Annotated in this window: 18 protein-coding genes and 1 tRNA gene; 15 read left to right on the top strand and 4 right to left on the bottom strand. The window is 59.9% G+C overall.

Annotation, left to right across the window (positions count from 1 at the left end; all coding sequences use genetic code 11):
• Positions 1-188 precede the first annotated feature (188 nt).
• A complete protein-coding gene (locus GX444_17795) occupies positions 189-530 on the bottom strand; it encodes a zinc ribbon domain-containing protein (GenBank protein ID NLH50435.1) in 342 nt (113 codons plus the stop codon).
• Between the two features lie 239 nt (positions 531-769).
• Between GX444_17795 and GX444_17790 the strand changes: the two genes are divergently transcribed.
• The 7 genes from GX444_17790 to GX444_17760 all read left to right on the top strand — a co-directional run bounded on the left by GX444_17790 (position 770) and on the right by GX444_17760 (position 8,352).
• The gene (locus GX444_17790) at positions 770-2,338 is read left to right on the top strand and encodes a hypothetical protein (GenBank protein NLH50434.1); all 1,569 of its coding nucleotides are present in this window, start codon (positions 770-772) and stop codon (positions 2,336-2,338) included.
• Positions 2,339-2,375: 37 nt separating this feature from the next.
• Positions 2,376-3,632, top strand: coding sequence for a hypothetical protein (locus GX444_17785; protein NLH50433.1), 1,257 nt, complete (start codon positions 2,376-2,378; stop codon positions 3,630-3,632).
• Between the two features lie 58 nt (positions 3,633-3,690).
• Entirely contained in the window at positions 3,691-4,989 is a 1,299-nt protein-coding gene (locus GX444_17780; protein ID NLH50432.1) for a hypothetical protein, read from the top strand.
• A 374-nt stretch (positions 4,990-5,363) separates the two neighbouring features.
• The gene (locus GX444_17775) at positions 5,364-6,065 is read left to right on the top strand and encodes a hypothetical protein (GenBank protein NLH50431.1); all 702 of its coding nucleotides are present in this window, start codon (positions 5,364-5,366) and stop codon (positions 6,063-6,065) included.
• A gap of 38 nt (positions 6,066-6,103) precedes the next feature.
• Positions 6,104-6,865 carry a hypothetical protein gene (locus GX444_17770; protein NLH50430.1) on the top strand — a complete coding sequence of 254 codons (762 nt, stop codon included), beginning with the start codon at positions 6,104-6,106 and terminating at the stop codon, positions 6,863-6,865.
• Between the two features lie 59 nt (positions 6,866-6,924).
• A tRNA-Leu gene (locus GX444_17765) sits at positions 6,925-7,007 on the top strand.
• A gap of 40 nt (positions 7,008-7,047) precedes the next feature.
• Positions 7,048-8,352, top strand: a complete 1,305-nt coding sequence (locus GX444_17760; protein ID NLH50429.1) for an MFS transporter — start codon at positions 7,048-7,050, stop codon at positions 8,350-8,352.
• A 16-nt stretch (positions 8,353-8,368) separates the two neighbouring features.
• On the opposite strand, the gene GX444_17755 is transcribed toward GX444_17760, so the two are convergent.
• Positions 8,369-9,877 (bottom strand): endo-1,4-beta-xylanase, encoded by a 1,509-nt coding sequence (locus tag GX444_17755; protein ID NLH50428.1) that lies wholly within the window; start codon positions 9,875-9,877, stop codon positions 8,369-8,371.
• 155 nt (positions 9,878-10,032) lie between these two features.
• Between GX444_17755 and GX444_17750 the strand changes: the two genes are divergently transcribed.
• The 3 genes from GX444_17750 (at position 10,033) to GX444_17740 (ending at position 13,154) form a co-directional block, all read left to right on the top strand.
• Positions 10,033-11,757, top strand: coding sequence for a hypothetical protein (locus GX444_17750; protein NLH50427.1), 1,725 nt, complete (start codon positions 10,033-10,035; stop codon positions 11,755-11,757).
• A gap of 89 nt (positions 11,758-11,846) precedes the next feature.
• Positions 11,847-12,449, top strand: coding sequence for a response regulator (locus GX444_17745; protein NLH50426.1), 603 nt, complete (start codon positions 11,847-11,849; stop codon positions 12,447-12,449).
• 168 nt (positions 12,450-12,617) lie between these two features.
• Positions 12,618-13,154 carry a lectin MOA-related protein gene (locus tag GX444_17740; protein ID NLH50425.1) on the top strand — a complete coding sequence of 179 codons (537 nt, stop codon included), beginning with the start codon at positions 12,618-12,620 and terminating at the stop codon, positions 13,152-13,154.
• Here GX444_17740 and GX444_17735 read toward each other — a convergent pair.
• Together GX444_17735 and GX444_17730 are read right to left on the bottom strand one after the other, a co-directional pair.
• Positions 13,151-14,350 (bottom strand): HDOD domain-containing protein, encoded by a 1,200-nt coding sequence (locus tag GX444_17735; protein ID NLH50424.1) that lies wholly within the window; start codon positions 14,348-14,350, stop codon positions 13,151-13,153. The two genes, GX444_17740 and GX444_17735, sit on opposite strands and share 4 nt — an antisense overlap.
• A 35-nt stretch (positions 14,351-14,385) precedes the next feature.
• Positions 14,386-15,630, bottom strand: a complete 1,245-nt coding sequence (locus tag GX444_17730; protein NLH50423.1) for a PAS domain S-box protein — start codon at positions 15,628-15,630, stop codon at positions 14,386-14,388.
• Between the two features lie 315 nt (positions 15,631-15,945).
• On the opposite strand from GX444_17730, the gene GX444_17725 reads away from it, so the two are divergent.
• The 5 genes from GX444_17725 (at position 15,946) to GX444_17705 (ending at position 23,364) form a co-directional block, all read left to right on the top strand.
• Positions 15,946-18,984 carry a hypothetical protein gene (locus tag GX444_17725; GenBank protein NLH50422.1) on the top strand — a complete coding sequence of 1,013 codons (3,039 nt, stop codon included), beginning with the start codon at positions 15,946-15,948 and terminating at the stop codon, positions 18,982-18,984.
• A 66-nt stretch (positions 18,985-19,050) separates the two neighbouring features.
• Positions 19,051-19,971, top strand: coding sequence for a hypothetical protein (locus tag GX444_17720; GenBank protein NLH50421.1), 921 nt, complete (start codon positions 19,051-19,053; stop codon positions 19,969-19,971).
• Complete coding sequence (locus tag GX444_17715; protein ID NLH50420.1) at positions 19,958-20,815, top strand: hypothetical protein; 858 nt, start codon at positions 19,958-19,960, stop codon at positions 20,813-20,815. The genes GX444_17720 and GX444_17715 overlap by 14 nt, the downstream gene beginning before the upstream one ends.
• A 32-nt stretch (positions 20,816-20,847) precedes the next feature.
• Positions 20,848-22,296 (top strand): hypothetical protein, encoded by a 1,449-nt coding sequence (locus tag GX444_17710; GenBank protein NLH50419.1) that lies wholly within the window; start codon positions 20,848-20,850, stop codon positions 22,294-22,296.
• Between the two features lie 24 nt (positions 22,297-22,320).
• Positions 22,321-23,364: a hypothetical protein gene (locus GX444_17705; protein ID NLH50418.1), complete on the top strand. Its 1,044-nt coding sequence runs from the start codon at positions 22,321-22,323 to the stop codon at positions 23,362-23,364.
• Positions 23,365-23,426 lie beyond the last annotated feature (62 nt).

Genomic DNA, 23,426 nt, shown 5'->3' with positions numbered 1-23,426 from the left:
CAAAGCCCGATGCAAAACGGAAAATCGAAAGGGAACAACCAACTGGACGTGGGTCTATCAGGCCTCGGCTCCGAACTCTACGTAACCAAGGGGACATTTTTGCTGCACAGTTAAGGGGACATATTGCCTAAGTATAAACAAGACCGCGCCTCCGGTTCGTTGAAAAATATTCGCTTGAAAACAAGGTTTTAATGATCGGTGGTCGGCGTTTTCTCGGAGCCGGCCGGGGCGGTGGTTTTCGTCGCGTCCTTCGATTCGCCGGATTCGGTTTTCCCGGCGTCGGGCTTGTGATGGCCGTTGCCGTTGCCATTGCCGTTGCCGTTTTCGCCGGCGGTTTGGTTGAAGCTTTTCTTGCCGGCGTAGTCGGTGACGTACCAGCCGCTACCTTTGAGTTGGAAGGCCGACAGGCTGACTTTTTTATGCAGCGGGCCGCCGCAGTGCGGGCAGGTTTTCAACGGAGCATCGGTGAACCGCTGGATTTTTTCCACGTGTGCGTTGCATTGGGAGCAAGTATATTCGTAAATCGGCATCGCACGTTCCCCTTGAAATCTCAAGTTCCACGCTTAAGCGGTAGGAAAAATAAGGTTTTTTACCGATTTGTCAATAGCCGGGGCCGGAGTCGAAACTGGAGAGCGGCTTTTTCAACCGCCGCGGCCTGGCGACGGATAAAAAGTCAGTCCCCAGCTTGACGAATCGCGGCGATTGGAGTGTTATTTGTTTGAGTGCGCCTATTATGCCTCAGTAGTCTCAATAATTGGAGGATTGGACGATGAAAACTTTCTTTTTCCTGCTGCTGGCATTTTCAGTGTTTTTCCTTTCCTGCGACGACGGCTCGGATGACGACAACGATGACAATGACGACAACAATGACGACAGCCAATCCGGGGACGACGATTCGTTACCAGGCGACGATGACGACGATAGCGGTGACGACGACAGCGGCGACGACGATAACGACGACAGCGGCGACGACGACGATGATAACGATGACAACGATGATGAGACGCCGCCGGACAATGCGGTCTACGTCGACGGGGCGTCGGGTGACGATGCGAATCCGGGCACGGCCGATCTGCCCAAACAAACCTTCAACGCCGCGTTGACCCTGGCCAACGCCGAAGTCCGGCCGATCGTCATCGCCGAGGGAGTCTACGAGGAAGAATCGTTTTCGCAGGTGATATCGACGTCCGTATACGGCGGCTACCGGGCCTCGGACTGGCAACGCAACATCACCGTCCATGAAACGATCCTGCGGCCGCTCTGGCCGCTCGGTTGGACGATGACCAATCCGCACGAGAGCGAAATCCGACTGGACGGCTTGACGATCATCGGGCCGACGGCAGAAGAATCGGGTCAGGCGGAGTCGATCGGGATCTCGATTCAAGACGGCAAGATTCGTCTCACGCGGTGCCGGATCAGCGGCGGCGATGTGGTCGCCGAATATGACGCGCAATCGATCGGCATCATGGTCTACCGATCCGCGAACGTGGTCTTCGAGAACAATGAAATCGACACCGGCGAAGTGTCTGCGCAGAGCGGTAAGGCTTACACCTGCGGCATTTTGTTCGGCTCCGAAGGGAATGCCGGCGAAGGAGTGGTGCGGGGAAACCGGATCAACGCCGGACCGGCGACGAACGAGACGAGCACGGCCTGGTCGGCGGGCGTTGCGTATTCGGTGTGGGATTTTCCTTTGCTGATGGTGAATAACGACATCGTCGGCGGCGAGGCCGACGGCGGCTTTGCCTCGCTCTCGCATGGCGTCGAGGTCTATTACGGCGATGGCATGACGCTGGTGAACAATCGCCTGGCGCCCGGGAACTGCGTCGGCGGTTCGGCCAATGCCATCCGGACGTTCGATCAGGTAAGTACGGTGACGCTGATCGGGAATCTGCTGACCACCGCGGCTTCGGATTTGGGCGGCGGGGCCTATTTGCAGGGCAACGCCATCCTGATCAACAACATCATCTACGCGGCGGAGGACGATTTCACTTACGCCCTGCGGACGCTTTACGGCACTCATACGCTGGTGGCCAACGACCTGAAGTGCGGTACGACGCCGTGCTTCCTGTTGTGGGCGAACGCCGGACCGGTGCTGTCGATCGACGGAGTCAACGCCTGCGGTTGGGAAGGTTGCGACCTGTCGACGGGGAATTTCGCGGCCGAACCGGAATTCGATTCGGCGGCTTACCCTCACTTGCTGGCGGGCAGCCCCTGCATCGACGCGGGGGTCGATCCGGGGACCTGGTACGACGGCGCGGACGCGTACCTCGACATGGACGGCGACGCGCGGCCGCAGGGCGCGGCTTTCGACGTGGGTCCCGACGAATGGCATGACTAGTCCATGTTTTCAGTCGATAAACCGGGGAGCGAGGGAAATGAAAATGCGCCTCGGCTTTTTCGGATTGCCGATTCTTCTCTTCATCGTCTTGCTTTGCCCTCATTGTTCCGTCGATAAAAACGACTCGTCCGATGACGATGACGACACAACGACCGAGGCATCGCCGACCCCCTGGCCCACCGACGACGACACGGTTGATGACGATACCCACGACGATGACACTTGGGGCGAGACTTATCATTATCCCCTCGGCGAAACTTCCATCAGCTACCTTTCGGGAACCTTGGCGATCGCGTATGACGAGAAATGCGATGGCTATGATGATGATTATGCAATACTAGACGTGGAGTTTAAAATAAACGGCAGTGAATGGCAGACTCAATTGTGGGATTACGGGTATTATTTGCCAAGTTTTTTCAATGAACTTGCCGTTTACGACGATCATACTTTTCTTGCCGTGTTTGATCGTTATTCCGAAACCGCCTTGTATTTAATCAGTGATGAGGATTGGATCGAACTGCCTTGTCTGGAAAGCACCGACGGACCGCTCGCCGTGGCGCGGGATGGCGCGGGCACCATTCACATCGCGCATATTCGTGTACCAGATTACTTTAACCCGGTCGGTTATGAACAGGCCGAATACAGCGTCCAGACGGAGACCGGATGGGATACCGAGGTCTTGATTCCCGTCACCTCACGGTATCCGAAAAAACCGGGCGACAATGGCATCAGCCTGGCGCTCGACAGCGCCGATCGCTCCCATCTGGCCTTGTGGTCCGGTGGCAACATCACCTATTGGTTACGGACGGACGGCGCTTGGCAAAACCCGGAAATCGTTTCTTTCGGCGCGCTGGCGCGGACGTTTTCCGTCAAGCTGAACTCGGCCGAAGACCCCTCTGTCGTTTATTGCAACATCGATCGTGAATTGGAAATCACTCGGCGTGGTGAGGATGGTTGGCATTCGCGTCTTCTTCCCGCGGCCTGCGGCAATGGCCGTTACGGTTCCGTTCTCGATCAAGACGATGTTTTGCATTTGGCCTATGTGGACGGCGACGGCAGCATCGCTTACGGCTCTGTGTCGTTGAACGAAACCGCGACCTGGCAAACGGAAATCGTCGATTCCAATGCCGACTATGAAAATATGAGTTTCCCTTTCAACGTTTCACTGGCGCTGGATGACAGCGGGTTCGCCCATCTGACGTACCATAATCGGTCGCAAGTACTCTACGCGACCAATCAAGAGGGGCCTTTCACGATCGAGATCGTCTATCAAGGGGATTCTCCCGATGAATAAACGCGGGTGCGAAGCTTGGTCTTTTTCATTTCCACGACTTGGCCGCACGAGCAATGAAATGAAAAGACTATTCATCATCGGTGTTTTGTTGTGTCTGCTTTTCCCGGGTGCCGCTTGTTTGCGTTGCGCGGGCGGGGACGACCATCCCAACGACGACGACAACGAGGCGAGCGACAATCCGTCGCCGACGCCCTGGCCGACGGATGACGACGACACCAATGACGACGACACTCACGATGATGACTCTTGGTTCGATGACGATACCTACTCGCATCCGACCTGGATTTACCCGGTCGGCGAAACCTCGATCGGCTCTCTGCCCGGAACTCTGGCGATCGCGTTCCCGTTGAAATCCGACGGTAATTACGTGGATACGGCGGAGATGGCGATCTATTATCTGACCGCCGAGGGTCAATGGCAGGATTCCCTGTGGGGCCACGCCGGCTTGTCCGGTTACTTCAACGATCTGATCGGTTTCGACGAACTGTCCTTCGTGCTCGTTTTCGACGGCGATTCCGAAAGCGGCGTAGCGGTGGGCAAGGACACCCAATGGACGGATCGGCCGTCGATCGAAGGCGTCAGCGGGCCGGTGGCGATCGCGCGGGACGGCGCGGGCGCGATTCACGTGGCGCGCATTCGCCTGCCGGACGATCTGGCGGCGGCGGGTTATGAACAGGCGGAATACAGCGTTCAAACGGCAACCGGTTGGGATACCACGGAATTGATTCCGGTCGCTTCGCAATACCCGAATACTCCGGGGGACGACGGGGTGAGTCTGGCGATCGATCATGCCGATTGCTCCCACCTGGTGTTGTGGTCCGGATACAACCTGTTTTATTTCCGGCGCGAGAGTGGGGTTTGGAGCGATCCGGAGATCGTGACCTTCGAAGCACTGCCGCGCGCGTTTTCCGTCGGGGTCAATTCGCTGGATGTGCCCTATCTCGTCTATTGCACTCTCGGCAAGAAGGTGGCCATCGTCTTTCGCGAGGCGGAGGAATGGAACGAGCAAACCCTTCCCGGTAATTGCACCGGGGCGCGCAACGATTTGGTGATCGACGAGAATGACGTGTTGCATCTGGCCTACCGCGACTATGGTTGGAACGTCACCTACGCCACCATGTCCCTGGATGATTTTTCGACCTGGCAAAGCGAATTCGTCGAAGCCGGTTCCCGTTTCAACCGCAAGGGTGAACCGTTCAGCGGCGAGAACGTTTCCCTGGCGCTCGACGAAAACGGGTTCGTCCATCTGACGTACCGCGATTACATCATGATCCGCTACGCGACCAATCAGACTGGGTCGTTTTCGGCTGAAACGGTTTATTACGGCGACCAGCCCGACGACGACGCGGCGGAATAGAACCCGGGTGGAGAAATGTCGCCTCTTTCCTTAATCTTTCAGTTTCAACCCCGGGGCGAACTCGGCAAATTGGAAACTTGTAGGGATTCCTTACGGGTTCAACACGAAGGTATTCGTCAAGTTCGACGTTCGCTAAACTAGGACAACCTCGATGAAATCCTCGCCGTGGGCTATCGCGTCCGTCGGCCTGCCAGCCGCGGAAATCATCTGCCTTCATGCCGACGCCACGACGAATAATATGGGATTGGATTTTCGCCTTTATCCTTGACGCTGCGGCGTTCCTGCCGATAATTTGACCTGACTCGAACGACTGCTTCGGCCGGTGGCGTTTCGCCGGCCGAATATTTCGCTGCCGCGAAGCGAAGGAGGATGAGATGCGCCGTGCTTGCCTGTTGGCTCTGTTGTTCCTGACCGTGCCGCAAGTGGTCTGGGCGGCGAGTGAAACGATTCAGTTCGGCGGTTTCGGCGGGCTGTCGATCGGCGCGTTTTACGAGGACATGGGCGACCTGAACGACTGGCTCAAGCCGACGGGCGCGGATTTGCCCAACGCCTTTCCGCAGATCGGGGCGCACGGTTACGCCATTCTTTTCGAGCGGTTGATGCTCGGCGGCCGGGCCATCATCACCCAGGCCACCGCCAACGGCACGCTGACCGACGTCGACCTTTATCTCGCCCAGGGCCAGGGCGAGGTCGGCTTCGCGGTCGTCAACAGCCAATACGGCCTGGCGTTTCCGTTCATCGGCCTTGGCGTCAACACGGTCGATATCCGCTTCAAGGAAGGCGACGACCCGACGGTCTGGAAGTACTACCGGGCGAACGACGAGGTCATCCGCAACACCTTGTACGGGACGGCGGGGTTTTCCTATCACTATCCGCTGAAGTTCCTGCGCAATACCGACGGCGGGTTCGGCATGTTTCTCGGCGGCGTTCACGCCGGCGCGACGTTCCCCCTCGAGTCGAAGAGTTGGGAGGACGGCGAGGGCAATGAATTGCAGGGCGGGCCGGATTTGCCGTTCACCACGTTCTTCTTCCAAGTCGACCTGTCCTTCGGCGGCGGCACTTTAAGCAACGAGTGAGATTGCTCTAACCGCTGGATGCGGTTATTCTGACTGACATGAGAACGATTCGCCGCCTCGTCTGGTGCCTGGGAATTTTCGGGCTGCTCGCCGGACCGGCTTGGGCCGGCACCGAGCCGATTCAATTCGGCGGTTGGGGCGGCATCTCGCCGGGCGCCCGCTACTTCGCCGTCGCGGATATGAATGATTATTTCGAAAGCGTGAACGTGGATTCGCTGCCGCCGGTATGGCCGGTCATCGGCGCCCAGGCTAACGGCTTGCTCTTCGAGTGGCTGGTCGTCGGCGGCCGCGGCGCGTGGATGAAGCAGTCGCTGAACGGTGGGCTTTCCGACGTGACCTTGACGGTCGCGTCCGGCGAAATGGACGTCGGCTACGCGGTGCTCAACGGCCGCTATGGGCTGGCTTATCCGTATGTCGGGTTGGGCGGGGGCGCGAGCACGCTGCGGTTCGAGCAGGACGGGTACGCCGTCCGGGCGTTCACGGAAGTGGACCGGCGGGCGGCGGCGACGGCCTCGGAACCGCAAGACGATCTGGTTTACCGAAAGGACGTGATGATCGGTTCGCTCGGCTTTACCTATTTGTGGCCGGTGCGATTCGTCGAAAGCGAAACCCACGGCGGTTTCGGCGCATTTTTACCGGGTGTCACCCTCGGCGCGCAGGCGCAATTGCTGGAAACCGGCTGGCGCAAGGACGGCAAACTGGCGCGGGGCGGGCCCGATTGGTCGCTGACCGGCGCTTTCCTGCAACTGGAGATCAATTTCGGCGGCGGGACTGTGAAACGACCCGCACCCGAGCATTAACCCCGACCGCGGCGAACAATCTCGACATTCCGGATCCTTTTCTGTATTTTGCGGGCTGCGCCCTGATGGAGGAATGGTAGACTCAGGGGACTTAAAATCCCCGGGCTTCGCGGCCGTGCCGGTTCAAATCCGGCTCAGGGCATTGGGCGGATGGAAGCTGCAGAATGGAAACAAACCGGGACATGACCACCGACACGCACTCCAAGATCGCTTTCTCCGGACTACGTTTCGCGCTTCGCGCGTTGCGTTCGCGGAACTATCGCCTGTTCTTCCTCGGCCAGGGCATTTCGCTGATCGGCACCTGGATGCAGCGGATCGCGGTCAATTGGCTGGCCTACCGATTGACCGGGTCGGCGTTCTGGCTGGGGATGGTGGGTTTTTGGGGGCAACTGCCGACGTTTCTCATCGCGCCCTACGCCGGCGTCGTCGCCGACCGGCTCAACCTGCGCCGGATCGTTGTCGCCACCCAGGTGTTTTCGATGATCCAGGCCTTGCTTTTAGCAGGGCTGACGCTGGCCGGGGTGGTGAACATCTGGCACGTGCTGGCGCTCAGCGTAATGCTGGGGCTGATCAACGGTTTTGACGTGCCTTCGCGACAATCGTTCGTCATCGAGATGGTCGACCAGCGCGACGACCTGGGCAACGCCATCGCGCTCAATTCGTTCATGTTCAACGGCGCCCGGCTGATCGGCCCATCCGTCGCGGGGGTGCTGATCGCCTCGATGGGCGAGGGGCTTTGCTTTCTGATCAACGGCCTGAGCTACATCGCCGTGATCGCCTCGCTCTTGATGATGCGCCTCAAGCCGCGCCGGACGCCGCCACCCGCCCGGTCGTTCTTCGCCGATTTCAAGGAAGGATTTTCCTACGCCTACCACTCGGCGCCGATCCGTTCCATTTTGCTGTTGCTGGCGATGATCAGCCTGATGGGCATGCCGTACGTGGTGTTGTTGCCGGTCGTGGCCAAGGATGTGCTGCACGGCGGCGCGCATACGCTCGGGTTCCTGGCCGCGGCCACCGGCTTGGGAGCGCTGGGTGGCGCGTTCTATCTGGCGCTGCGGAAAAACGCCCTCGGTCTGATCGAGTTGATCGCCACCGCCGCCGGAATGTTCGGCCTTTCGCTGATCATTTTTTCCTTCTCCGCGAATTTCTGGCTGTCCATGCTCATTCTGTTGTTCGTCGGTTTTTCGATGATGACCCAGATGGCCGCCAGCAACACCCTGTTGCAGACGATCGTCACGGACGAAAAACGCGGCCGGGTGATGAGCTTCCACACCATGGCCTTCATGGGCATGGCGCCGTTCGGTTCGCTCCTGGCCGGATCGCTGGCGGAGCACATCGGTACGCCGGGCACGCTGCTAGTCAGCGGCGTCGCCTGCCTGATCGGCGCGGTCTGGTACGCGACCCGGTTGCCGAAAATCAGGCGCGCCGTACAACCGATCTATGTCGAAAGAGGCATTCTTCCCGCCGCTGAACTGACGGAACACTGATGATCGCGGCAGCCGGCTATTCCAAGTCGAAACGGACGTAGGTTACTTGCCCCGTCAGTTCCAGGGTCAGCGATTCGACGGCGCCGCCTTGCGCGACGCTTTCGCCTTCCTCGTCCAGCACTTCGTAGCTTTGCGTCGCCGCCGGGCAGGGTAACGTCAAGGAAGTGGTTTTTTTATACCGGCCGTCCCATGCGGCCAGGTAGATTTGACCGGTTTGTTCGTTCACGAATCCCAGGCCGTAAACGCTGTCCGGCAAACTGAGCGCGGCGGACAGATCGCCGGCGTAGCGCGCGTCGCCAAGAACCCGGTACAGGCCGCGCGCCGCGCGGTAGACGGGCTTTTGCTGCGGGCCGCCCTCGGCGTCGGGCCAGGAGTAAAGACCGAAATAATCCTCAGTGGGAAGGGTGCTGCTACCCGGTTCGCGATCGTAGAAGGTGTACCAGTCCATGGCCTCGACGCCCTCGGTCAGGCCGAGCAGTGCGCCGCGCACCAGGAAGTCGGCCTGCGCCTGCTCGCCGATGAGCAGCGACGGCCAGCCGTATTCGGTGGCCCAGATCGGTTTGTCGGGCACGCCCATGTCGGCGAGGCGCTGCCGGGCGGTGCGAACCTGGCCGGGCAGGCTGGGCCAAAATTCGTAGTCGCCGAACAACAGTGCGTATTCCGGCGTCGGCGTCTGTCCCAGCGTGTAGGGGTGAATGGCCATGACGTCGAAGTAATCGCCGATGTCGGGATGCACGGCGCGGACCTCGTCGAGGAACCGGTAAAGCCCCTGGCCAACGAGCGAATTGCCCTCGAAGGGCGTCAGGCCGCCGAAGACGACTTTCGCGTCCGGACAGGCGTCGTGCACGGCGATGAACACCGCTTTCATGATGTCGCCGAAAACCTGCGGGTCCGGCTCGGGCTGCCAGAATACCTTGACGTTTTCCTCGTTCCAGATTTCCCAGGAGTCGATGACCCCGCAATAGTGTTCGGCGACGTGCCCGGCGTAGTCGCCGAAGTCGGCGGGCGGGATGGCCGAGTCGTTGTCGTCCGGCGCCGCCCAATCGACGCCGTAGCAAAGGCGGCCGTCGAACCGCAGGCCGGCGTCGATCACCAGTTGCACGAACGGATCGCTGTAGGCGAAGGTGAACTGATCCTGTTCGGGTTCGACGTCGGGCCAGTCGATCGACGCGCGCAAGCGAAACAGCCCGGCTTCGACCAGCTTGGGGATCTCGAAATCGCGGTACCAGTTGTCGTCGGGCCCGTCGTACATCTGCGTCGAGGTGCCCATCACCTGATCGACCGGCAATCCCTGCGGCGTAAGCGCATCCCAGATTTCGGCGGGCGAGGTGTCGTTGTCGTTATTGTCGTCGTCATTGTTGTTGTCGTCGTCATCATCATCGTCAGCACCGTCGTTGTCGTCGTCTTGAGTCTGCCCCGGATTCGATCCGGGGTTATCGTCATCGTCGTCGCCGGCGCAGGAAGCGAGCAGGGCCGGCAGCAAGAGAATGATCATCAGGGTGAGAATCGTCCAGGCGCTTTTCATCTCTTACTTTTCCTCTCATAATTCAAAACCAGGGCAACTATTACCATAGTTAAACAACAACGGCCAAGACGATAAATCGGTCCGAAACCGTCAGTGGGAAACACGGTTAAAAGGAGCGATGGATCTATGCGATCACGTTTTTCGGCGGGCAGCGGATGAAATGGGCGGGCGCCAACCGATTGAGCGGAGCCGGGTATCTGGTTCGTTGGCTCGTGGCGTTGGCGATCGGCCTGGCCTGGCTCGGCTATCGGCTGTCCGCTCTATATTATTTCGACGATCTGGACCGACCCTGGGCGAATTTCCAACGGTTGGTGGCCTGTGGCGGGCAGCTCGATATTTTCCATCGGCTTTTTTATCTGGACTTCGCGCTTTTTCTCTTGCTGCTATTGCTTCCGCCGCATTTTTTTCGACGGCGATTCGTCACTCTCGGCATTTGGCGTTTTTTCCTGCCGGGTTTGCTGGCCGGAGCGGCGGTTTTTTTCGGCACGACTTTGGGCGAGGACCGGCTAACGGCGCGGGCCGATTTTTTCCTGGTTTGCCTTCTTCTGGCGGCGAATATCTCGCTGCTGTTTTCCCTCGACCAGGTCGACCAGCCGATCCCGGCGCGGCGGTCCTGGTGGATCCGGCTTTTTCCGTTGGCCGATTTCCTCCTCCCGCTGGCGGTCTGGTCGCAGTACCGCTCGTCGAGCTCGATCCGGTTTCGGTTGAGCAAGCCCTTGCCCCTCGTGTTTCTTCTCGCCTTGACGTTTCTGCCTTGGCTGTTGGATCCCGAACCATTGAGCCGCGAAAGCCGCAACGATCCGCCCCTCCGCCATCTGGCCACGGGATCGTTTTACCAGGTCACTGTCGAACCGCAGGTCGGACTTCTCTGGACGATTTCGCAAAAGGAGGGCTCGATTCATCGTTTTGCCGCCGATGGCTCGAAGTCACCCGAGCCGGCGGGAATCGTCTCAATGGATCAGGCGGCCGTAATCCAGGCTGCCGGTTTTGACGGGCCGGAAAGGAAGTGGGTGATCGTTGACGTCGCCTCCGGCAATACCTACGTGGCGGATATCGACGGTGGTTCGATCCGAACGATACCGGCGGACAAGAAAACGGGAACGCCTGACGATGCCTGTCGCACCCATTGGAATCGTGATGCCGGTTTGCTGTTTGCCGATTGCACCGACGGTTTGCGGCTCCTGTGTCCCGACGGCCGAACCGTCAAGGCGGTGACCAACGGTTTGCCGGGCGACGCGCTTTACGACGCCGATCGCCGGCAGATTCTTTTCGCCGCCTGGGGCATGCCCCTGCTGGCGCTCGATCCCACCGATCTCTCGGTGATCCGTTCCCTGCCGATTCCCGCGCGTCCCGAGCGTTTGGCATTGGATCGGGCGGGAGGCCGGTTGCTGCTGTCCATCCCCATTCCGGGGGAACTCTGGGTAATCGACGCGTCCAGCCTGCAATTGCTGCGCCGCGTGCCGACCTTGCCCGGTCAGCGCGTCGCCCGCATTGACGAAAGGCGCGGGTTGATCTGGTTGGGCGGACTGCTGCCGATCGTCGAAGCGCGCTCATTGACGACGTTTGCCGTGGTGCGTCATTATCGAACCGCGCCTTGGATCCGCTGGCTGGACCTCGATCCGCGCAACGGCCGCGTTTATTTCACGAATGAGGCCGGGCTCTGGGAACTGGATACCGCCGGGGAAGACCGCGCATCAATCGCCGCCGGGTTGTCGCGGCTGGATCCGTTTTATCCTTTGTTGTCGCGCGCGGTCGCACTTTCGTCGCCGGCGGATCGACTCGGCTGGCGGCGAACCACGCCGATCCCCAGGCGACGTGGATTGCTCTCCACGGCCGTTTGCGACGACCGAGCCTGGTATTCTCCGTCGCCCGGAGAGTGATCCGGCGATTGCCGCGGCCTGACCTGGAACATTCACGGGCTACTGGTTACACTAGGCCATCCGGCTTCACCGACGGGGGTACGACCACCTTGGAAGAGAAAACGAAACAACACGTGATTCTGCTCGTCGACGATGAACCGAACGTCCTGGCCGCCCTCCAACGCGTTCTCCATAAAGAACCCTACGAGGTGTTGACCGCGAATTCGGGCACCGAGGCGCTGATTCTGCTGGCCGGGCGCGAGGTGGATCTGGTGGTGGCCGACCAGGATATGCCCATCCTGACCGGCACGATGTTTCTCGCCGAAGTGCGACGCAAGTACCCGGAAACGGTGCGTTACATCCTGACCGGCAAGGCCAGCCTCGAGGTCGCGGTGGATGCGATCAACGCCGGTGAGGTCGCGCGCTTCCTGATGAAGCCGATCGACGAGACCGAATTTCGGCTGGTGATCCGCGAAGGGTTGCGGCAGAAGGATCTGATGGCCGAGGTCCGGCGGTTGTTGCAGGTGACCCGCATGCAGTCGGCGGTGCTGGATCAATTGGAAAGCGAGCACCCCGAAATCATCGGCCTGGTGCGCGAGTTGAGCGAGGAACAACAACTCGGCCATGACGTCGATAAATTGATCAAGGCCATCCAGGACGAACTCGGGCACGCCGATCATTATCCCTGGTTGCCGGGGCGACGGCTGCGTTGAATCCCGGCGTGGCGATGATCTACTTCCCCTAACGTTTTTGTGAAGCGACGACGGCGACGATTAGCATAAATAATGCATTAAATAATATTGAATCCGCTCCGGCGTCATGGTATGGATCAATCTTCTTCTTGCCACCACAACCAAAACTTTTTTCAAGGGGAGGATCCAATGAAAAAGCCGGAGATCAAGGGACCCAAAGCGAAGGGCCGGAAAAGCGGGAAGGCGGCGGGATCGTTCAAGCGAATGTGGCACCAACCCGCCGAAGCGGAATACCCGAAGATTTACGCCGCCGAGGAAGAGATCATGAATATTCTGAAAGCCAAACTCGGCAAAAGGCTGGTCCCGGGGTGTCATCCCTTTTTCTCCGATGCCAGCTATTTCCTGACGCCGTTGGTTCACGCCAAGGAGATCATCGCCAACAGCCGCGCGGCGATGAGCGAATATGCCTACACCGAGGAGGTTTTCGATTGCGACGACTTCGCGCTGGTGATGAAGGCCAATTTTTGCCAAGCCGCTTTCAAGGAAGGCCTGCGGCGGGCTCCCCATTGTTTCGGCATTTTGTGGGGCAATGTGTCGCCATTAGGCGGGCACGCCATCAACTGGATGATCACCGCCGACAAGGAGCTTTGGTTTGTCGAACCGCAAACCGGCGAGGTTTACCGGCCGCGGCCCAAGGATGACGGCATTTATTTCCTGTTGATTTAGCTCTCGGCGATCATCTTCTCGAGCAAGCGTTGCCATTCGGTCACCCGATCCGCGATGCCCAGGTGAGTCAAATAGGGGAGGTCGAGCGGCGAGCCGCCGGCGTCGGGATCCGGAATCAACTCGTCGGCCAGGGCATCGGCGACGTGCACCGCCGCCAGGGGGCCGAGGTTTTTGACCAGGCTTATTCCCGGCTGATGGTGATAGGCTACGGCTTCCAGGATCGGGTCCGGCAATCCCCAGAGGCCGAGCAAATAGGCGCCGACCTCGGCGTGGGTCGCGGCCAGGGACTCCTGTTCGACGATGGCAATGGGAAGGTTCCGGGCGCCGGCTGTTTTGCGCATCCGCTTGTACTCGGCGGACATTTCGTTAGCCAGAATCAACTTGCCGACATCGTGCATCATGCCCGCGGTAAAGGCGTAATCGACGGCGCGGGCGTCGCCGCCGGCCGCGTGGGCGATCGCCCGGGCGCCGCCGCCCACGAGCATGCTGTGTTTCCACAGGCGATCCAACGAAAAATCCTGCAGCCGGCTTTGGCGGACTTGCGAAAAGACATGCGAGGAGAGGGCGAGGCCCTTAATGGTGTCCAGGCCGAGAATCATCACCGCCTGACCTGGGCTGGTGACCCGGCGGCGCAGGCCGAAGAAGGCCGAGTTGACCATTTGCAGCATCTTGGCCGCCATGCCCATATCCTGGGAGATGATTTTTTCCACGTTGTGCAGCGAGGCGTTGGCCGAATGGAGTTCGTGCATCAATTGATGATAAAGGGTCGGCAGACTGGGCAGCGATTCCATTTGCGACACCAGCCGTTTGAGCGGTTCGGTCGCCAGCAGGCCGCGAAGCGCAAAGGCGCGGTTGACCGTTTCGACGAGCAGTTCGGCGTCGCAAGGCTTGGCCAGATATTGATGGACCGGATCGACGCTGCGGACGATATCGCTTTTGTCGGTCTGGCCGGAGAGGACGATGCGGACCGTTTGCGGATATCGCCGGCGCACCTCGTCGAGCAATTCGGCGCCGCTCATGCCCGGCATGCGCATGTCCGAGATCACCACGTCGCACGGTTCGCGCTCCATGATTTCCAGCGCCGCGGCGCCGCTGCCGGCGAACTCCATCTTCCATTCCTGCCGCATCGGCCGGAGCAGGCGGCTCAGGCCCTGGAGCACGTTGGGTTCGTCGTCCACGAATAAGATTCGCTTCATGAAACGGTTCCGTTATCCGCCGTTCTCCGGCCCGGTTATTTCGCTCCGATCGGGAGCCGGACGATGAAAGTCGTTCCGGTGCCCGGTTGCGTTTCAAAATAAATAGTGCCGCCGTGTTTGTCGACGATGGCCGAACGGGCGATCGCCAGCCCTTGCCCGGTGCCGCGCCCTACTTCCTTGGTGGTAAAGAACGGGTCGAAGATTTTCCCCTGGATCGCCTCGGGAATGCCCGGGCCGGTATCGCTGATGCGGATTTCCGCCCAGGCGCCTTCCCGCCGGGTGCGGACGACGATCCGGCCCTTTTTCCCCGAGCCGCGGGAAACCACGTCGCCGATGGCGTGCGCGGCATTGATCAGGATGTTCAAAATGACCTGGTTGAATTCGCCGGGCAGGCAAGGGACCAGCGGCAGTTCGGCGTCGAGATCCAATTCGAGATCGGCCACGTATTTCCACTCATTGCGGGATACGGTCACCGTGCTTTCGATTGCCTTGTTCAGATCGACGCTGGTTTTCTCTTCGGTGCCGGGATGCGAAAATTCCTTCATGGCCCGGACGATCTTGGCCACCCGTTCGATGCCTTCCAGCGATTGTCGCACGGCCAGCGGTATTTCCGACGCCAGGTACTCGAGATCGGCCAGTTCTTCCGCCTCGTTCACCGCGGTCAGCAGGGGATTTTCGCCGGGCTTGCCGTTCATCGCGGCGACGAACCGGCGATATTCGTTGACCAGGCCGAGCAAATCCTCGAACGCGTCCTGCAGAAAACGGGTGTTGTCGCCGACGTATTGAATGGGCGTGTTGATTTCGTGGGCGATGCCGGCCGCCAACTGGCCAATGGATTCCAGCTTTTGCGCCTGGAGCAATTGAGCTTCCAGGGCCACCAACCGGGTGACGTCCCGCTTGACGGCGGCATAGTGGGTGATCTGGCCTTTTTCGTTCCGCACCGGGAAAATGGTCGCGACTTCCTCGTATTGGGCGCCGTCCTTTTTCCGGTTGCTCAGCCGGCCGTTCCAGACTTCCCCGGCGTCCAGAACCTTGCGGATTTCCGCCGCCCGGTTTTTTTTGGAATTGGCCGCCAGAAAAGTGATCAGGTTTTTCCCGATCGCTTCCGCCGCTGTGTATCCGGTGACCGCCTCCAGCGCGGGGTTGGCGTAGAGAATAGATAAAGCCGGATCGGTAATGACAAAGATTTCAGCGGCTTGCTCGACCGCCATCGCCAGCAATTGTTGCTCGATTCCGCTGTCGATTTTCGGCCGTTTTTCCTTTGTCGTGGGTTTTGACATGGACGACTCCGTTTTATTTTTTCCCGCCGTTCATTCCAATACGTTCCGCGGCTGACGAATTTGAATCGTATTATTGCTTCTTATCGTCGGAAAGCCCGCGCGAATTGAGTTCCTTTGCCCGCTGCGTCGATTTTTCCGTCGCTGCCGGATTGGTTGAACCGGATACACGAATCATATTTGCATTGGCCTGAAGCGGATGATACCATACCACCACTTTGTTTTGCGCGGCACGATGATTCTGAATGGCGATGAAAAACGCGGTAGCCGAATCCCGCTACGACAATAAAAGCCACATTGGTTTCCAGGCGGTTGGCGATGAAATACGACCGGAAGAAAATCGCGTGCGTGGCCTTTCTGCTCCTGGCTTCACTCTCCCTATTCAGCGCCTTTTCCTTTTCCGGAAGCGAGCCGAGTCTCGGTAGAGCGACGATGCTCGACGCGGCGCCGCTGACCGCCCAAAAGGCCGGTGACGGTTTGGCGATCACCGACGCCGTTTCTCAATGGATGATCCAATTCGGGTGGGAGGAAATCATCCTGCGCGGCGCCGGTTCGTGCGAATTTTCCAAGATCGCCTGGGCGTTGACCAGGCTTTCACGCGGCCGGCTGGTCGTGGCGCCGGATGAGCCGCAGAACCTGGTTTACGATTGCCGCGCCGGCGATTCCTCCTGCCTGGTCCGCTACGAACGCGGCTGGCTGACCGAGGAATACGAAATGCGGCCCGGCGGCCTCGAGCACCGGTTGATTCTCACCGAACGTCCGGACGGCCGGGATCCGCTGCTGGTGACGATCGAACTGCACGGGCAACCGCGGCCCGAACCGGTCGTTTCCGGTTCGCAAGTGACGGTCTATCAAGACGGCTTCCCGCTGGTGATCGACGAATTGCCGCTGGCCACCGACGCGAACGGCCGGCGGTTGCCGGCGGCTCTCGTCGCCGACGACGCCGAATTGTCGATCGGGGTCGATGACGCGCAGGCCGTCTATCCACTGACCGTTTCCTACCAGATCCTTTCCAGTGCCGAGCGCGATGGCTACCTGGCGATCCGGCCCGCGACGCCGCAAAATTGCGAGCGGCCGGCGGCGGGCGGGCTGGCCTGGCCGGCGAACGGGGAGAAAAACGACTGCGACAGCGCCATTTTCACCGGGGTGCCGGCGGTCATCAACGGCGAGACGGATTGGCCGGGCGGCGATTATTACGGTTCATGCGGTTTTAGTCTGGGCCCGGAGAACATCTACTATTTCGTCGGCAGCACCAACTTCACCTACTACATCGACCTGCAGGGTCACGGCGATTTCAACGACACCATGGTTTACGTGCGCTACGCCGATTGCGAGGATTACGACGCGCAGATCGCCTGCAACGACGACACCGGCGTCCGGGACCATTCCCACATCGATTTCACGGCCGAGAACGGCGGTAATTTCTACGTTTTCGTCGACGGCTATTGGTGGTCGGATCACGGCCGCTTCACGCTGACCATCGACAGTTGCCCCAGCGCCGGCTGCCGGATCGACGGCCAGTGCTACGCCGACGGCGCGTTGAACCCCGACAATCCGTGCGAGATCTGCGACGTTTCGGAGTCCTACACCGAATGGACGATGAACGACGGCGCCACCTGCGACGACGGCGTTTTCTGCAACGGCAAGGACGTGTGCGAGGAAGGCGCCTGCACTTCGCACGAGGGCGATCCCTGCGGCGACGACGGCCTCTACTGCAACGGCACCGAAAGCTGCAACGAGTCGCTCAACCAGTGCGATCATTCCGGCAATCCCTGCGGGGACGACAACCTGTTCTGCAACGGACGGGAATTCTGCGACGAGGACCGCAATCGTTGCGACAGCACCGGCGATCCCTGCGGCGATGACGGCATCTATTGCAACGGCACCGAATCGTGCAACGAACGCCTGAACCAATGCGAAAGCAGCGGCAATCCCTGCCCGAACGACAACCTCTATTGCAACGGCACCGAGTATTGCAACGAGGACGGCCGCTCCTGCGACACCAGCGGCAATCCCTGCCCGGACGACGGACAATTCTGCAACGGGTCCGAATCCTGCAACGAGCGACAGGATCGCTGCGAGAACAGCGGCAATCCATGCCCGAACAACAACCAGTTCTGCGACGGCAACGAGTATTGCGACGAGGACGCCGACGTTTGCGCGTCCACCGGCTATCCCTGCCCGGACGACGGCGTCTTTTGCAACGGCAACGAATCCTGCAACGAGCGGCGGAACACCTGCGAACACAGCGGCGATCCGTGTCCGAACGACAATCAATTCTGCAACGGCGTCGAGTACTGCGATGAGCAAAGCAATTCCTGCGAGACGACCGGCGAGGCGTGCCCGGACGACGGCGTCTTCTGCAACGGCACCGAATCCTGCAACGAATTGCTGAATCGCTGCAACCATTCCGGCAGCCCGTGTCCGAACGACCAGGTATTCTGCAACGGCGTCGAATATTGCAACGAGCAAGACCATGCCTGCGAGACGACCGGCAATCCGTGCCCCGACGACGGTTTCTTCTGCACCGGCTCCGAATGGTGCGACGAAAATGCCAATACCTGCCGGCACGCCGGCAACCCCTGTCCGAACGACCAGGTGTTCTGCAACGGCGTGGAGATCTGCAACGAGATCAACGATTCCTGCGCCCACAGCGGCAATCCGTGCGGGGACGACGGCTTCTTCTGCACCGGCATCGAATGGTGCGACGAGGGCGGCGCGCAGTGCCGGCATTCCGGCGATCCGTGCCCCAACGACGGGCTGTTCTGCAACGGCGAGGAGTTCTGCGACGAAACGGCCAATCGCTGCCTGGACACCGGCGACCCGTGCCCGGACGACAACCTCTATTGCGACGGCGTCGAGTGGTGCGACGAGTCGCAACGGACCTGCTACCACAGCGGCGACCCTTGCACGGACGACGGAGTTTTCTGCAACGGACAGGAAATCTGCAGCGAGGATACCGACCATTGCTCGCGGACCGGCGATCCTTGTCCCAACGACGAGGTCTGGTGCAACGGCGAGGAATATTGCGACGAAAGCCTGAAGGAATGCGCCGCGACGACGGCGCCGTGTCCCGATGACGGCCAATTCTGCAACGGCGAGGAAATCTGCGACGAGGACACCCGGACCTGCTTCTCGAACGGCGATCCCTGCGATGCCGACGAGATCTGCGTCGAGGCGACCAATGTGTGCATTCCGGCGGGCGACGACGAGACGCCCGCGGACGACGACAGCGTCGGCGACGACGATGACGACACCGGCGCGACAGATGACGATCAGGCCCAGGACGACGAGCAAAACGACGACGACGATGACGGCCAATTGGTCGGCGGGGGGTGCGGATCCTTGTTCCGATAATCCGGCTTATCCCAGGCGCGACTAGCCACGCGAATATTAACTGCCTTGTTGGGGAGTAGGTCCGAGTTGAAGCGGTTATGCCTCACTATCTGGTGCCTGTTGTGCTTGCTGCCGTCCGCCGTTTGCGCGGAAGGGCTGTTGGATAAAAACGTCCATTACTTCTGGCCGGCGATCGACGGCAGCGGGCTGCTGCTGACTTACGGTTCCGAGACGCTGGGTTTGTGGCGCATGCATTACGGTTTTTACGCCGATGATGCCGTGGCGCCGGTCAATATTTTAACCGGCGATCGCCTGGATACGGTGGTGGAGAACCAGGTTTCGGGCAATCTGCTGTACGCGATCGGCTTGTTCGACGTGGCCAACATCGGCTTCGCGTTTCCGTTCGTGTTCCATCGCCTGATCAACGACGATTACGATGATCTTGACCTGTCGCCGAGCGTTTTCGAGGACATCCGGATCGAAGCCAAGTATTCGTTCATCAATCGTCAGCGGAAATGCATCGGGGCGGCGCTGCTGGCGCGCTTCACCACGCCGATCGCCTACGAAAAAAACAGCTTCGCCTCCGATCACGGGCCGACCCTGGAACCGGTGGCGATCTTCGACCTCGGTCGCGAGTGGTGGACCTACGCGGCGAACCTGGGCTACAAGCATTATTTCAATCCGCAGGACTCGGACGTCTATGATCTGCCGGTCGGCGACGAACTGACGCTCAACACCGGCGCGTTGTTCCGCGTGTCGCCGTCGCAGCAGGTGCTGCTCGATTCGGCGACCCGGACCAAGATCAACAGCCCCTTCGGCCAGCCCGATCTCGACCGCGCCGAATTGATGGTGGCCTACCGCAAATTCTGGCAGCGGCTGAACTTCACGGCTTTGACCGCCGGCGTGGGAGTCGGTTTGCTCTCCGGCGTCGGCGATCCGAAATTTCGTATTTTCATCGGCGTCACGCGCGACGAAAAAAGACTGGGACCCGGCGATGTGCAATTTTAAACGGCTTTGTCTGCTCTGGCTGATTCTGGCCGCCTGTCTGACGGCGGCGCTCGGCTGCGCGAAATCGAAAAACAGCCTGCCCGATCCGATGGCGAACGACCCCGACGCGGGGCGGCAGTTCTTTACCCCGGTGAAGGAACCGCCGAGCTACGCGCTGTTCGCCAAATCGCTCGAATACCAGGAAAAGGCGCTGGGCGTGCGGTTCCGGCGGACCGAAATGGGAACCTACGCGCCTTACAGCGCGGCGGCCTGGAATCATTTTTCGATCGCCGACGAGGCTAACAACTGCCTCTACGATGTGAAATACGACCGCCTGCGCAGTTTTCAGCAGCTCGGCGCGGGGTACGCGACGCTGCTGGACATGCAGGTGGAGAAGGGGCCCTGCGGCATCGCCGCCGCCAACCTCAACATGGAAGCGCTCGACCGCCTGCAGAATTTGGAGGGCGGTATCGTTTCGCAAAAGCTGATCGAAAACCTGCAAAAGGGAACGAACTTCATCGGCGATCGCCGCTTCCTGCAAGAAACGCTGCAGGCGCCGTGGATCCTGGAATCCTCGATCAGCGGGTTGGAGCCGTTCATCAACAGTCATTTGACGCGGGTGCAAAATCCCCTGGACGTCGTTTACGGGGATATCGTGTTTTTCTCGGAATATATCGGCGAGCGGACGGTCGGCATCTACATCGGCTACGGCATGATCGCCTGCAATCGCTGCTTCCGGACCGAGGTGCACAAGATCTCGGCCGAGGTGGAATATCACGTGTACCGGCTCTACACCGGGTTCGCCCAGGTCAGCTACAAGGTGCACCACGACTCGGTGTTGCACCGCATGTTGTCCAATCCCTAGCGCGACGACACGGACGGAGGTGACGTTTTTCCATGCGGCGGTTATGCAAAATCACAATCGTGTTCCTGGCGGTGTTGTGTTGGGCGACGGCGGCCTCGGCCGAATGGGAATCGTACAAGAACCTGTTCCTGAACGGCGAATATCAGCAGTTGGCCGACACCTGCCGGTCGGGGCAGGAAACGATTCTGGCCAATGAAGATGCCGACATTATTCTGAAGTATTGCGGCATGGCCCAACTGGAGCTGTACAAGAAGAACAACCAGATGACCGATCTCACCGCGGCGATCGGCTATCTCGAGCATTCGCTGGCCTTCCGGTATTCGGAGGAAGCGTCCTACACGCTGGGCCTGGCGCGAATGAATTCGCTGGATCACGTCAGCGACGCGAAGGATCTACTGGTTCGCGAGCGGCAGGCCTTGAACGAGTTGTGGGACGCCCTGCGCAACCTGCACGCGACCGAGAATTTTTCGCGGGACACGTTGTCGAACAACATGCTGGTCTGGTGCAAGGAAACGCGCGACCGGCTGATCGACCGCGTGCTCAACGACGAAAAGAACCAGGGGCGGCTGCACCTGCTGACGGCGATGCTGCGCGCGCTGGCCGATCGTTTCGAATTGCTCAAGCCGGAACTGGGCGAAACGGACGTCCGCAAAGGGAACCTGTCGTTGTTCAAGGATTGGATGCGCGATCTGCTGGAAATGACCTACTTCGACAACCGCATCGTGGTGGGTATGTACAAATACCGGGGCGATCGGTTTCAGGAGCAGTACGATCAGACGGAAAAAACAGAAGAACAATTCGCCAAGGCGCTGTACCACTACACCGAGGCGCTCAAGCGCGTCGACTCGAACAAGGCCCGGGCGGTGTTGTGCGCCGACGTGGCGTACGTGACCAGTCTGCTGACCAGCCCCGACAAGGACAAGCTGTCGGCCTATTACAAGCTGGGATTCGATCACGCGCACGAAGGGTTGCAGATCATCAAGAAGATCAACCTGACCGCCACCGAGAAAGCGCTGCCGGTCTATCCGTTCGAGACCGACACCGCGGAATTGACGGCGCGATTGCAGAAAAGCTACGGTTCAAATCTCACCGGGCTGACCTATCAATATTACCTGCGCAAGGATTTCCGCAGCATCATGGCGATGCGCCCCTATGTTTTCGACGCCGGGTTCGATTGGGAAAACAAGGATGTGACGCTGACGTTGATGGCCGAGACCGCGGACAAGCTGGCTTCCGAGCACTACCAACAACCGCAATCCTACCGGACCTACAAGGAAATCTGCCTGACGGCCAGCAACCGGGCGTTCAAGCTGGTCATCAAAAAATTCGGCGGCAAACCGCCGGAATACACGCCCGAGTTCTGCCGGGCCTACAACCATTACGTCAATTACCTGAGCCGCTTCGGCGAAACCGTCGAGGCGCAAAACCTGTCGCGCCAGTACGAACAAGGCTGTCAAAACGTCGAAGCGCCGGCGCAGTAAGCGGCCCCGAGGTGGAGGATACGAATGGTGAAACGAGTCACCTGGAAAATGTTCGGTTGGGTCATCTTTTCCGCCGCTTTGCTCGGCCTCGCGTTTTCGGCGATGGCGCAATCCGAGCCCGCGCCGGCGTCGACCGCGACGCCGACTCCGGCTCCAGCCGCCGACGCCACGCCCGCGCCGACCGCGCCGATGTTGTTGAATCTGAACCTCGAGTGGGTCAATTCGGACATTTGCCGCCTGATCGAGGAAATCCGCCGGACGTCGAACCAGGCGGACCGCCGCGACATGGTCGAGCAAATTGAAGAGATGATCTACAAACACGTGGAATACCCGTTGACGTTCAAGCAGGCGGAAATCTCCGACGAAATCGAACGCGACCGCATCGGCACCACGTCGGACGTGGCCGACGCCGGCTCGGCCGACCCGCTGGCTTCGCAGATCGGCGAGGCCTTCGCGCTATACGGCATCGCCAAGGGCTACGAGGGCTTTGCGGCGGCCGCCAGCGACCAGATCGAACGCGCCAAGAAAATCTACCCGATGGTCGAGGCGCTGACGGTGCGCATCGACAACTTCCAAGATCAGCGGCCGATCCGCGACTGGGTCAAGGACAACCTGGGCGGCTGGGCCGCCACCGACACCGTGCGGGTGACCTTCGAGGGCAAGAACATCGGGCAGGGCTCGATTGACAAGTTGTCGGCCGACAATTTCTTCGTGAAGGCCAAGGGCAAAAACGTCAGGACCTATTACCTGACCGTCGCCCAGGCCGATTTCCTGCGCGGGGTGAATCGTTACGTGGTCACCGACGAGCGGCTGACCGAGCGCCGCCCGAACCAATTCTACCTGTATCTGCCGCCTGGCAAATACGAATTGTCCACCGGCTCCTCGTCGTTCGTGCCGATCGAAATCGAGGTGAAAGCCGATCCGCAGAAGAATTTCTTCATTGTCGAAACGTTGCAGGATTCCGTGACCGTTTACGCGAAACCGGACGTCGGCAAGGAAAAGAAAAAGGATCAGGGCGCCAAAAAGGCCGCGGACAAGTCCGATCAGAAGGACGAGAAAAGCAAGTAACCTCCCGGCGGAATAATCACCGATAGCATGATGGAAAGTCGCGGAGGATTGCCGCTCCGGCG

This window comes from Myxococcales bacterium (assembly GCA_012517325.1).
Lineage (GTDB): Bacteria > Lernaellota > Lernaellaia > Lernaellales > Lernaellaceae > JAAYVF01.
This window is presented reverse-complemented; position numbering and strand designations above follow the sequence as displayed.